The following is a 10,899-nucleotide window of genomic DNA, read 5'->3' as shown; positions in this document are numbered from 1 at the left end:
CTCGGCTCGCTGGTGCGCGAGAATATTTCGGGCCTCGGTGAAGGCGCGCTGGCGACCTCATCGAGCACGGCGTCGGTCACCGTGCTAATCAAATCGGGTGAGACGTCGATGCCGTATAGATCGTGCAGGTGCCTGGTGATCTCGCGGGTGCTCATGCCGCGCGCGTACATCGACACGATCTTGTCGTCGAAGCCGGGAAAGCGGCGTTGATACTTGGCGATCAACTGCGGGTCGAAGCTCGACTGGCGATCGCGCGGCACGTCGATCGCCAACTTGCCGGTGTCGGTCATTACCGTCTTCCGACCGTAGCCGTTGCGCATGTTGCCGGCGCCGTCTTCGCCAGCGAGGTGGTGATCCATCTCCGCATTCAGGGCACGCTCTGTCAGCGCCTTCTTCAGCGAATCGAGCAGACCGCCCTGCTCGAAGGCGGCACTGGCAGCGCCGCCCGCCAAAAGCTGATCGAGAAGCTCATTCGGTATGGCAGGTTCTTTGCGTCGTGACATAGTGGGACTCCTTGTTGCCCATTATGCCCGGCCACACACGGAAATCCTGACAGTCCCCCCAGGTTCGACGCCATCTCGGGAGAGGGGGAGGTCACTTATGGCTCCTACGACACTCTGCTCCTGCGGGCATCGACGAACGTTCCGCTCTCGGATCATGCCGCACTCCGCATTGCGACGACCATTTCCCATACGGACGGGTTCTACTCCGACGTCACGCGAAACCGATCGCTGAACAGTTTGACCACCAAGGGCGCGAAGGCCGACCTGCTGGTGGAGCTGGCCGGCGGCACGACTGTGCAGTTGATAGGCGACTACTCCAGAGGAACCGGCAACTGCTGCTACGCGACGTCCCCGGTCGTCGGCGGTCCGCTCCAACCTTTCATCGACTCGCTGATCGTCGCCGCGGGCGGCGTAGTTCCCTCGAAGCGCCCCCGGGATCGGCAGCAAAGCCTGAACGGGGATGGCCGAGAGACTTTGGAGGACTACGGCGCGGCGATGATCATCGAGGCCGCCGCATTTGGTGGAGCGCTCAAGTCGATCACTGGCTACCGGCACTATTCAGTCGATCAGATCGACATGGATCCGGATTTCTCAGGCGCGGACATCTTCCGCTACGACGAGAGCTTCAGAAGCCGCTTCCTGTCGCAGGAGGTCACCTTTTCGTTGCCCGTCGAGCGACTGAACGGGACGCTTCTTCTCGGAGCGTTCCTATCCGACGAGCGACTTGTGATGGGACGCAAGCTACCATGGGGCGCGCAGGCTCAACCGGTGTGGGACGCGCTGCTCTCCGGTCTCGGCCTGCCGCCTGGGATCGCGGACGCGCCTCCGGGCCTTATTGCGGATGAGGACATGGGAGGCACCGCCCGGACCTATTCGGTATTCGCGCACGCGGAGACGCGCCTGACGAGCCGGCTGAGCATCGCCGGAGGCATTCGCTACTCGATTGAGGACAAGACCGGCAGGTTCGCCTATCGCTACTATCGGGCGGCGGCGGCAGAGCCGTTCCGCCTGCTGGGGATCCAGCCGGGCCCCGCATATGACGCCAAGCACCACGACGACGCGATCACCGGCACGTTCGGGATCGAGTTCCAGCCCTCCTCGTCGACGCTCCTCTACGCCACCTACAACCACGGCTTCAAATCCGGCGGGGTGAACATCGACGCCAACGGTGCTGGCACGCGAGAGAACAATCCTGCCGAGGTTCTGGGAGGAAGGCCGCTCAATCCCGAATACCGGCCGGAGACGATCGACGCGTTTGAGGTGGGCGCGAAGGTTTCGTATCTCGGCGGTGCAGCGCGGACGAACGTGGCGCTATTCCACTACGACATCAGCAGCCTCCAGATCGCACAGTTTGTCGGCATCCGCACGACCGTCATCAACGCGCAGGGGGCAGAGGACTATGGTGTCGAGATCGAAAACAGGTTTCGCCTCACCAGACACCTGGCGCTCGACGCGAATCTGACATGGATACCGCGCGCCCGATACGACGCTGCTGGCGGGATCGATCCGGCGCTCGCGGGGGCACGCTTCCGCTTCGCACCACGGGTGAGCGCCAACCTGGCCGCCAGCATCGACGCGCCTGTGTCCCGGACCATGTCGGTCACTGGTCGGGTTCAATACCGTTACACGAGCAGCCAGTTCGTCGACACGGCGGGCACCTATCGGCAGGGTCCCGTCGACATCCTCGACATCAAGGCGGGGGTCGGGTTCCCTTCCGCTCGCCTCAATCTGGAGGTCGGCGTGCGCAACCTGCTCGACGTGACCTATGTCGAGCAGGTGCTCGCGACCCCGCTGCAAGCCGGATCCTACAGCGGATTCCTCGGAGCGCCGCGAACCTTCGAGGCCAGGGTCACGAAGACGTTCTGACCACTACGGTCGAAGATCCGAAGGCACCGGGCGATCAGTCGAACAGCTTGGCCGCAGTGGTCGCCACCAGCATGCCCTGGTGGCGAGCGCCGGCGAGTTCGATCTCGGAGGGTTGCCGCGAGCCATCGCTGCCCGCGATCGTGGTCGCGCCGTAAGGGGCACCCCCGATGATCTCGTCGATCGTGCCCTGACCGGGATGGCTGTAGGGGAGACCGACGATGGTCATGCCGAAGTGCATGAGGTTGGTCATGATCGAGAAGAGCGTCATCTCATTGCCGCCGTGCTGTGTAGCGGAGGAGGTGAACGCGCCGCCGACCTTGCCGTTGAGTGCGCCCCGCATCCAGAGGCCGCCGGCCTGATCGAGGAAGGATGCCATCTGGCTGGACATGGAAACCGGGGAACTGGCCGCCGAGGCCTGCGTCGACCAGGATGACCTGATCGCCGGTGCGGACGACGGCGACGTTCAGCGGCCAGTCGAGCGCATCGGACGGCAGGAACATCTCTTTGAACCAGCCGACGCGGGTCATCGGATCGGCGTTGTGAGCCAGCGTCGTGGTCGGTAGCGGCAGCACGCCGTGGCTTACGATGAGGACCTCTTTGTCGCCGATCTTCGGCGCATAGCGCGACGAGACCATCTCCTCGGTGGCGGGATCGGCGTGGCGTTGGAACTTCTTGGGCTTCATGTTCTATCCTCCTGTCAGGGATCGGGTCGATCGACGGGGAAGGGCGGACGCCACCAGGGTGATGCGCCTGCGCAGCTCCGTCGCGGATGCCATCCGGGCAGGAAGAGGTCGCGGGCCTCTCCGGGGGTCTGCATCGGTCCCACCCATTAGTGTGACATGGGGGATGCTGGCGCAGGTAGATGCGAGAGCCAGCGAACTCGCTATACCAAGGCACGTCCGAATTCAGGTGCCATTCGGCGTCCATGGCTGGCGTTCGGGGCGTCGAGGTGAGGCCAGCGCTGGACGCAGGGAACGGCACAACGGGATGTCATGAGCGCGCGGAAGCGGTCATTGTCGGCGACCGTCATTCGGCTCGAACCTGTCAGGCGGCCTTGCCGCCGTCGATGGTCCGCAGAAGGGTCTCGGCCGCCTCGCGCGCGGCGGCGGGCGTCACGCGGTAGGTGACCTCTCGGCCGTTCTTTTCGGCGGAAACCAAGTCCGCTTCCTTCAGGATCCGCAAGTGCACCGACATGAGGTTCTTCTCGATGCCGAGCGCCGCCGCGATCTCGCGTTGGAGCAGTCCCTGTTCGCCATGTTCAAGAAGGACCTCGAAGGCCCTCCAGCGTGTCTGCTGGCCGAGTGCGGTGAAGATCGGGAGGTTTGGTCGAGACATTCTTCAAACATAATTGAACCTTGAACGGAGAGCTAGAACTCAATCCCGATCGGAGACGAAACAACAAATATTCAACAGTCATTGAACCTTGAACAACTCTGGACTATATAGTTTGGAACGGCGCGGCAGAACCGACGGGGCCGCGGAAAGATGTAGATGCTCCGCGCCCGGCTGGGCGACGTCGCGTTCCACAACGACCGTCGACAGGGCCGCGCCGCACGTGCCGCGATGGAGGCCTATTGCCTTCTTGCCCGGCGGCATGTCGCGGGCCAGATCGAACAGCAGTTCCCCGATCTCGACCGGACCGTGCACGAGGCGCTCGAGATGATGACGCGCGCTCTGGCGCTCATCAGCAGGACCGAGAAGAAGGGGCAGATTGCCGAGAGCGTCCGCGGCGCTTTCGACGTCTGCCATGCGGCCACGGTCGACCGGACCGATCTGTTCCGCTTCGTCGAATTCTCCGAACTCGGCCTCGGCTACCGCCTCATCGAGCCTACGGATGTGGCGCAGGTGGCCGAGCGGCTGGCCGTCGCGGCGCCCGTTGACACCTATGCCGAGATGCTCCGCCGCCTTTGGGCGTTGGCCGCGCGGTGCCATGCGATGGTCGGCGATGAGCCCGAGGAGATGCGCTGCCTGATGGAGCGGGCGGAGGCGACGCTGCGCATGCGCGACGACTGCGGCCAGGCCTCGGCGAAGGCGCACTGGACGATGGCGGCAATCGGCGAGATGCGCCAAGTCAGTGGCAGCGTCGACCGCGTCCGCGCTCTCGGCGACGAATTGCGCCAGTTGCAGGGCGCCGCCCAGGCCGAAATCGTCTCGCACAAGTGGTCGATGGATCTCGGCGAAATGCAGGCCGCCACTGCCGAACTGTTCCAGGAGGCGCCGTTGGGGAAGGCCTTGGCGCTGCTGATAGAGATGGCCGCACCGCCCAGCGAGGCCGAGCTTCGCAAGATCGTTCTGGATCAGGCGAAGAAGCATCCGCTCTGCAATCTGTTCGCCAGCGTCCATATGGACGGGCAGGGGCGGGAGGTCGCCCGCGTCGACGCGCTGAACCTGGACGCCGAGCCTGATGACGTCTGGTATCGTGCCGAGGCCGTGAAGCACATGGAGTTTGTCCTCGTCGAGCATGTCAACGGCCGGATCGAACCCGCCCGCCGGACGCTGCTGACCAGATTTGCCATCGCCGAACGCCACGTCGCTCCGATCGTCGTCAACAGCCCCTTCATCCCCGCGGGCCGGATCGAGATCATGGCCGTCGGCCTCGTCCGCATGATCCAGGGCGATTACCTGACCGCCTGCCATCTGCTGTTCCCACAGCTCGAGAACATCCTCCGGCACATCCTCATCACGCACGGTGAGGATCCGTCGAAGATCGAGTCGGACCTGCTGCAGGGAGACCGGTCGCTTGGTGCACTGCTCGATGTCGACCGGCCCCGGCTGACCGAGATCCTCGGTGAGGACGCAGTCCACCTGATCGACATCGTCTTCAACTTCCGCCCTGGTCCTTCGCTGCGGAACGAGCTCGCCCACGGCAAGCTCGGGTGGGGGGCGTTCCATTCGCCCTACGCGATCTACGGATGCTGGTTTATCCTGTGGCTCGTCGTGCTCCCGCTTCGCCGATACTGGCGTGACGAGGTCGCTCCGCTGATCGAGAAGGCCATCTGATACGATCGGTCGCTGGCGTTGATTTCGACAAGTGATTCGTTGTGGGACGCCGGCGCTGAACATTGCACTTGGCGGTGACGTGGCGATCGCCTAGAAATCGTTGGAGAGGCCACTTTCTGGCCCGCCCGTCCTCACGTAAAAGAGGTGACGCTTTGTGCGTCTCCGGTGCCTCGCTGATGCAACAGCACAGAAGGATTGGCGACCCCGACAGGATTCGAACCTGTGACCATTCGCTTAGAAGGCGAATGCTCTATCCAGCTGAGCTACGGGGCCGTCGGCGCGTTCGATAGCGATGCTTGGGCGTCTGTGCAATGATGGGGCGCAATCATGTCATTGCTTTTGCAGGGAGGCCATTTATGCAGATGGCCCATGACCGATCCGGGGGTAAGAAAAATCGAGGCAGATGCGCTGGGCGCGCGTCCCCTGCGTTATTTCGATTTCTGCATGGCGGCCTTCGTCGCCATATTGCTGCTCTCCAATCTGATCGGCGCGGCCAAGCTGTCCACGGTCGGCGGCTTCACCTTCGGCGCGGGCATCCTTTTCTTTCCGCTCGGCTATGTGCTGGGCGACGTCCTCACTGAAGTCTATGGCTATGCGCGGGCGCGGCGCTGCGTCTGGGCGGGCTTCGGCGCGATGCTGTTCATGGCGCTGATGAGCTGGGTGGTGGTGAAGCTGCCCCCGGCGGAGGGCTGGCCCGATCAGAAGGCCTATGAGTCCGTGTTCGGCAGCACATGGCGGATCGTCTTCGCCTCGCTCACCGCCTTTTGGGCGGGCGAATTCGCCAACAGCTTCGTCCTTGCCAAGATGAAGCTGCTGACGCAGGGCAGATATCTGTGGACCCGGACCATCGGCTCGACCGTCGTCGGTCAGGGCGTGGACAGCATCTTCTTCTATCCGCTGGCTTTCTACGGGGTCTGGACCAATGGACAGGTGCTGACCGTGATGGTCACCAACTGGGCGATGAAGGTGGCCTGGGAAGCGGTGCTGACGCCGGTGACCTATGCAGTGGTCGGCGGTCTCAAGCGGGCCGAGGGGCTGGACGTCTATGACGAGGGCACCAATTTCACGCCTTTCCGCGCCAGTCTCTGACCCCGTTCATTCGCCCGGGTAGCGGGCGCGCACGAAGTAGAGGCCGTCGGGCGGCGCGTTGAGGCCGAGCGCGGCGCGGTCCTTCGCGTCGCGGGCCGCCTCCAGATCGCCGATCGACCAGCGGCCCATGCCGACCATGGCCAGACAACCGACCATGGATCGCACCTGATGATGCAGAAAAGACCGGGCCTCTGCATGGATGGCAATGCGGTCTCCGTTCCGCTCCACATCCAGCCGGTCCAGCGTCTTGACCGGGCTTTCCGCCTGGCAATGGGCCGAACGGAAAGTCGTGAAGTCATGCAGCCCGACCAGAAGCTGGGCCGCTTCGTGCATCGCTCCGGCATCAAGCGGCTGGATCACGCGCCAGACGAGGCCGCTTTCCCATGTCAGCGGGGCCCGGCGATTGGCGATGCGATAGACGTAGGAACGGCCAAGGCAGGAAAAGCGGGCATGCCAGTCGTCAGGCACCGTGTCGCAGGCGAGGATCGCAACCGGATCTGGCCGCAGCCGGGCGTTGAGCGCTTCCATCAGGCGGAAGGGCGTCATCTCCTTGTTGATGTCCGTATGGGCGCGCATCGCGAGGCCATGGACGCCCGCGTCGGTGCGCCCTGCGGCGTGAACCACTGCATCTTCGCCGGTCACGGCATGGATGGCGTCCTCTATGGCCTGCTGCACGCTGGGGCCATGGGCCTGCCGCTGCCAGCCCATGAAGGGGCGGCCGTCAAATTCGACGGTGAAGGCGAACCGCGTCATCGCTGTCAGTCGATCCGGCTGCCCGCAGGCATGTCATAGCCGCGCAGCAGTTCGCCCGCCGACATGGCGCCCTTGCCCGCGCGCTGGATCAGCGTGGGACGGATCGCGCCGTGGCCGCAGCCGATCAGCAGGCTGTTGTCGAGCAATTCCCCTGAGGGGCCTTCATGCTCCTCGACATGGGCGGCGAGGATGCGGAACCGTTCGCCACGATATTCGAAGAAGGCGCCGGGGAAGGGGTTGAAGGCGCGGACCTGGCGCTCGACCTGATGCGCGTCGCGGCTGAAATCGATCCGCGACTCCGCCTTTTCGATCTTGGACGCATAGGTGACGCCCTCTTCCGGCTGGGGGATGGGCGGGTGGAGGGCAAGATCGTCCAGCACCTCGATCATCAATTCGGCACCCGCCTCGGCCAGTTCCCGCGTGAGTTCGCCTGCCGTCTTGCTTTCGATCGGGGTCACGTGCTTGGCGCGCATCGGCCCGGTGTCCAAGCCCGCCTCCATGTCCATGATGGTGACGCCGGTGACGTTGTCGCCCGACAGGACGGCGCGTTGGATGGGCGCTGCGCCCCGCCAGCGGGGGAGTAGCGAGGCATGGATGTTCATGCAGCCGAAGCGCGGTGCCTCCAATATGGCTTTTGGCAGGATCAGCCCATAGGCGGCCACCACCGCGACATCGGCCTTCAACGCGGCGAAGGCGGCCTGCACCTCTGCGTCTTTGAGCGAAACCGGCGTGCGCACCTCGATACCCATCTCCTGTGCCTTGGCATGGACGGGGGAGGGACGCAGCGCCTTGCCCCGACCCGCAGGGCGAGGGGGCTGACTATATGCCGCGACGACTTCGTGGCCGGCCCTGGTCAATGCAATAAGGGCCGGAACGGCGAAATCGGGGGTTCCCATGTAAACGATACGCATGACGGCACCTCAAACCCCTTGTGCCCATGACTTGCAAGCCCTTATTCCGGTTCCATGGCTTCTCCCGAGATCGAAGCGCTGACGCAGGCGCTCTCCCGTCTGCCCGGCCTTGGCCCGCGTTCTGCGCGGCGCGCTGTCCTGCACCTGCTCAAGAAGCGCGAATCCGCGCTGGAGCCGCTGCTGCGCGCATTGGATGCGGTGAACGACCGGCTGGTGACGTGCGGTCTGTGCGGCAATGTCGATACCATCGATCCCTGCGGCATCTGCGCCGATCCGCGCCGCGATGCGCGGGCGCTTTGCGTGGTGGAGGATGTGTCGGACCTTTGGGCGCTCGATAAATCCCGCCTTTTTCCGGGGCGCTTCCATGTGCTGGGCGGACGGCTTTCCGCTCTGGAGGGGGTGCGGCCCGAAGATCTGTCGATCGACGCGCTGGTGGCGCGCGTGGAAGCCGGCGGCATCGACGAGGTGGTGCTGGCGATGAATGCCACGTTGGAGGGGCAGACCACCGCCCATTATCTGGCCGAGCGGCTGGAGGGCTTTCCCGTGCGGCTGACCCAGTTGGCCCATGGCGTGCCGGTGGGCGGGGAACTGGATTATCTGGACGAAGGCACGCTGGCGCAGGCGCTCAGGGCGCGGCGTCCGATTTCCTGAATTTGCCGGTCGCTTGAATTTTCGCCGCCGTCGGATTATTTTACGGCCATGGCCATTCTACCTATCCTGGAGGCGCCCGATCCGCGCCTGCGTACCATCTCGTCTCCGGTGGAGGCGATCGATGATGATTTGCAGCGTCTGATCGATGACATGTTCGAGACCATGTATGATGCGCCCGGCATCGGTCTGGCCGCGATTCAGGTCGGCGTGCCCAAGCGGGTGCTGGTCATTGACCTTCAGGAACCTGAATCCGACGAGGAAGGGGCGCCGCCGGTCAAAAGGCCGATGGTGTTCATCAATCCCGAGATACTGGAAGGGTCGGATGATCTTTCCGTTTACAACGAAGGCTGCCTGTCGGTTCCGGACCAGTTTGCCGAGGTAGAGCGGCCCGCATCGATACGCGCCAGCTGGATGGATCGGGATGGCCGGATTCACGAGGAACAGCTGGAAGGGCTGCTGGCCACCTGTCTTCAGCATGAGATGGATCATTTGCAGGGCGTGCTGTTCATCGACCACCTCTCGCGCCTGAAGCGGGACATGCTGCTGAAGAAGCTGAACAAGGCGCGCAAAGCCGCCTGAAATGGGCGATCGCCTGGAATAAGGCGCTTCGGCAGGCAAAGCCGGGGCGCTTTTATCGTGGGCGCGGGCGGGCAGGCTGGTTTTGGCCGTTTGCAAGGCCGCCAAACCCTATTTCCGGAAACCCTCCGCCGCGGCGCAGGCGAGTTGGTCGGCGCGCTCATTTTCCGGGTGGCCGGCATGGCCCTTCACCCATTGCCATGTCACCTTGTGGCGCGCGGCGGCTTTCACCAGCTCCTGCCAGATTTCGGCATTCTTGACCGGCTTTTTGTCCGCCGTCTTCCAGCCATTCTTCTGCCAGCCGAAAACCCATTTGGTGATGCCGTCCATCACATATTTGCTGTCGGTGTAGAGCGTAACCCTGCACGGGCGCTTCAATGTCTCCAGCGCCTGCACCGCTGCCATCATTTCCATGCGGTTGTTGGTGGTCTGCGCCTCGCCGCCAGAAATTTCCCGCTCCTTGTCGCCAAAGCGCAGCACCGCGCCCCAGCCACCGGGGCCAGGATTGCCCTTGCATGCGCCGTCGGTGAAGATCTCGACCTGCGGCAGATCGCTCATGCGCCGAGCAGATCCGCCGGATTGGCGCCGGCGTAGAAATCCAGCCGCCGCAGATAGGCGAGGGGATCCTTGCGCGTCACAAGAGCATCCGCAGGCGTATTGATCCAGTCATAGGCCCGCGTCAGCAGGAAACGCAGCGCCGCGCCCCGGCAGAGGATCGGGAAGGCGGAACGCTCGGCTTCGGAGAGGCCGTGGGTGGCGTCATAGCCGGCGCCCAACGCCATGGCGCGTTCCCTGAACCATGTTGCGCCGTCATTGCTGAAGCACCAGGCGCTGTGCGTCACCGCCAGATCATAGGCGCGGATGTCGGTGCAGCTGAAATAAAAGTCTATGAGGCCCGTCACCTCGTCGCCCAGCATCAGCACATTGTCGGGGAAAAGATCGGCATGGATTACCGCGCGCGGCAGATCGCTGGGCCAATGCGCGTCGAGGAAGGCCAGCTCGTCCGCCACGCGGGCGCCAAGGCCGGGCGCGATCTGGTCGAAATCCTCGCCGCATCGGGCCGCGAGATCATGCCAGCCGGGCAGGTCGAGCGCATTGCGGCGCTCGCCGGTGAAGCCTTCCACTGCGCTGTGCATCGCGCCCAGCGCCGCGCCCGCCGCCCGGCTCTGACCCACGGTCGGTTCAGTGACCGAAATGCCGGTCAGGAACTCGATCAGGCAGGCCGGGCGTCCGGCGAGCTGCTGGAGGCGCTTTCCTTCCCGGTCCGGGATGAACCGAGGGACGAGGCATCCGCGTGCGCTCAGATGATCGAGCAGATCCATGAAGAAAGGCAGGTCGGCCTCATCCACCCGCTTTTCATAGAGGGTCAGGATATAACGGTGGCCCCCCCCAGAAGCAGAAGCGCCGTCATGACCGGTGGTTTCGAGCAGATAATTGCTGTTCTCGACCCCTTCCGCGATGCCCTTGGCGGACACCAGGCGGCCCGCGTCATAGCGGCTGAGGAAAGCGTCGATCTCTTCGGCGGGAACCTGGGTATAAACGGCCATCGG

Annotated in this window: 12 protein-coding genes, 1 tRNA gene and 1 pseudogene; 5 read left to right on the top strand and 9 right to left on the bottom strand. The window is 64.1% G+C overall.

Features of this window, described 5'->3' with window-relative positions:
- A partial coding sequence (locus ACFC3J_RS09510) for a transposase (RefSeq protein WP_375195929.1) occupies positions 1–503 on the bottom strand: 503 nt, incomplete at its 3' end.
- Between the two features lie 237 nt (positions 504–740).
- Between ACFC3J_RS09510 and ACFC3J_RS09505 the strand changes: the two genes are divergently transcribed.
- A complete protein-coding gene (locus ACFC3J_RS09505; RefSeq protein ID WP_375195928.1) occupies positions 741–2,369 on the top strand; it encodes a TonB-dependent receptor in 1,629 nt (542 codons plus the stop codon).
- Positions 2,370–2,403: 34 nt separating this feature from the next.
- On the opposite strand, the pseudogene wrbA reads toward ACFC3J_RS09505, so the two are convergent.
- The 3 genes and pseudogenes from wrbA to ACFC3J_RS09490 all read right to left on the bottom strand — a co-directional run.
- Positions 2,404–2,757, bottom strand: a pseudogene (gene wrbA / locus ACFC3J_RS09500) (NAD(P)H:quinone oxidoreductase); the annotation flags it as partial.
- Positions 2,639–3,052 (bottom strand): hypothetical protein, encoded by a 414-nt coding sequence (locus ACFC3J_RS09495; protein WP_375195934.1) that lies wholly within the window; start codon positions 3,050–3,052, stop codon positions 2,639–2,641. The gene ACFC3J_RS09495 and the pseudogene wrbA, both read right to left, overlap by 119 nt.
- 361 nt (positions 3,053–3,413) lie before the next feature.
- The gene (locus tag ACFC3J_RS09490; RefSeq protein ID WP_375195927.1) at positions 3,414–3,704 is read right to left on the bottom strand and encodes an ArsR/SmtB family transcription factor; all 291 of its coding nucleotides are present in this window, start codon (positions 3,702–3,704) and stop codon (positions 3,414–3,416) included.
- A gap of 156 nt (positions 3,705–3,860) precedes the next feature.
- Between ACFC3J_RS09490 and ACFC3J_RS09485 the strand changes: the two genes are divergently transcribed.
- Positions 3,861–5,369 (top strand): DUF4209 domain-containing protein, encoded by a 1,509-nt coding sequence (locus ACFC3J_RS09485; protein ID WP_375195926.1) that lies wholly within the window; start codon positions 3,861–3,863, stop codon positions 5,367–5,369.
- A 196-nt stretch (positions 5,370–5,565) separates the two neighbouring features.
- On the opposite strand, the gene ACFC3J_RS09480 is transcribed toward ACFC3J_RS09485, so the two are convergent.
- A tRNA-Arg gene (locus tag ACFC3J_RS09480) sits at positions 5,566–5,642 on the bottom strand.
- A 96-nt stretch (positions 5,643–5,738) separates the two neighbouring features.
- On the opposite strand from ACFC3J_RS09480, the gene ACFC3J_RS09475 reads away from it, so the two are divergent.
- Complete coding sequence (locus tag ACFC3J_RS09475; protein ID WP_375195925.1) at positions 5,739–6,458, top strand: queuosine precursor transporter; 720 nt, start codon at positions 5,739–5,741, stop codon at positions 6,456–6,458.
- 6 nt (positions 6,459–6,464) lie between these two features.
- On the opposite strand, the gene truA is transcribed toward ACFC3J_RS09475, so the two are convergent.
- Positions 6,465–7,211, bottom strand: coding sequence for a tRNA pseudouridine(38-40) synthase TruA (gene truA / locus ACFC3J_RS09470; protein WP_375195924.1), 747 nt, complete (start codon positions 7,209–7,211; stop codon positions 6,465–6,467).
- A gap of 5 nt (positions 7,212–7,216) precedes the next feature.
- On the bottom strand, positions 7,217–8,122 hold the full coding sequence (gene fmt / locus ACFC3J_RS09465; RefSeq protein ID WP_375195923.1) for a methionyl-tRNA formyltransferase: 906 nt from the start codon (positions 8,120–8,122) through the stop codon (positions 7,217–7,219).
- A gap of 54 nt (positions 8,123–8,176) precedes the next feature.
- On the opposite strand from fmt, the gene recR reads away from it, so the two are divergent.
- Both recR and def read left to right on the top strand, forming a co-directional pair.
- A complete protein-coding gene (recR, locus tag ACFC3J_RS09460; RefSeq protein ID WP_375195922.1) occupies positions 8,177–8,773 on the top strand; it encodes a recombination mediator RecR in 597 nt (198 codons plus the stop codon).
- A 48-nt stretch (positions 8,774–8,821) separates the two neighbouring features.
- Complete coding sequence (def, locus tag ACFC3J_RS09455; protein ID WP_375195921.1) at positions 8,822–9,352, top strand: peptide deformylase; 531 nt, start codon at positions 8,822–8,824, stop codon at positions 9,350–9,352.
- 108 nt (positions 9,353–9,460) lie between these two features.
- Here the strand turns inward: def and rnhA are convergent, their stop codons facing one another.
- Positions 9,461–9,907 (bottom strand): ribonuclease HI, encoded by a 447-nt coding sequence (rnhA, locus tag ACFC3J_RS09450; protein ID WP_375195920.1) that lies wholly within the window; start codon positions 9,905–9,907, stop codon positions 9,461–9,463.
- Positions 9,904–10,896, bottom strand: a complete 993-nt coding sequence (thrB, locus tag ACFC3J_RS09445; protein WP_375195919.1) for a homoserine kinase — start codon at positions 10,894–10,896, stop codon at positions 9,904–9,906. The genes rnhA and thrB overlap by 4 nt, the downstream gene beginning before the upstream one ends.
- Between the last annotated feature and the right edge of the window lie 3 nt (positions 10,897–10,899).

It is taken from the genome of Sphingobium sp. (genome assembly GCF_041987595.1).
Lineage (GTDB): Bacteria > Pseudomonadota > Alphaproteobacteria > Sphingomonadales > Sphingomonadaceae > Sphingobium.
Note: the sequence above shows the minus strand (reverse complement) of the source record. Positions and strands in the feature narration are given on the sequence as shown.

Coding starts and splice junctions, on each gene's coding strand:
- recR (WP_375195922.1), top strand. CDS start 8,177: ATGGCTTCTCCCGAGATCGAAGCGCTGACGCAGGCGCTCTCCCGTCTG.
- def (WP_375195921.1), top strand. CDS start 8,822: ATGGCCATTCTACCTATCCTGGAGGCGCCCGATCCGCGCCTGCGTACC.
- fmt (WP_375195923.1), bottom strand. CDS start 8,122: ATGCGTATCGTTTACATGGGAACCCCCGATTTCGCCGTTCCGGCCCTT.
- ACFC3J_RS09485 (WP_375195926.1), top strand. CDS start 3,861: ATGCTCCGCGCCCGGCTGGGCGACGTCGCGTTCCACAACGACCGTCGA.
- truA (WP_375195924.1), bottom strand. CDS start 7,211: ATGACGCGGTTCGCCTTCACCGTCGAATTTGACGGCCGCCCCTTCATG.
- thrB (WP_375195919.1), bottom strand. CDS start 10,896: ATGGCCGTTTATACCCAGGTTCCCGCCGAAGAGATCGACGCTTTCCTC.
- ACFC3J_RS09490 (WP_375195927.1), bottom strand. CDS start 3,704: ATGTCTCGACCAAACCTCCCGATCTTCACCGCACTCGGCCAGCAGACA.
- ACFC3J_RS09475 (WP_375195925.1), top strand. CDS start 5,739: ATGACCGATCCGGGGGTAAGAAAAATCGAGGCAGATGCGCTGGGCGCG.
- rnhA (WP_375195920.1), bottom strand. CDS start 9,907: ATGAGCGATCTGCCGCAGGTCGAGATCTTCACCGACGGCGCATGCAAG.
- ACFC3J_RS09495 (WP_375195934.1), bottom strand. CDS start 3,052: ATGAAGCCCAAGAAGTTCCAACGCCACGCCGATCCCGCCACCGAGGAG.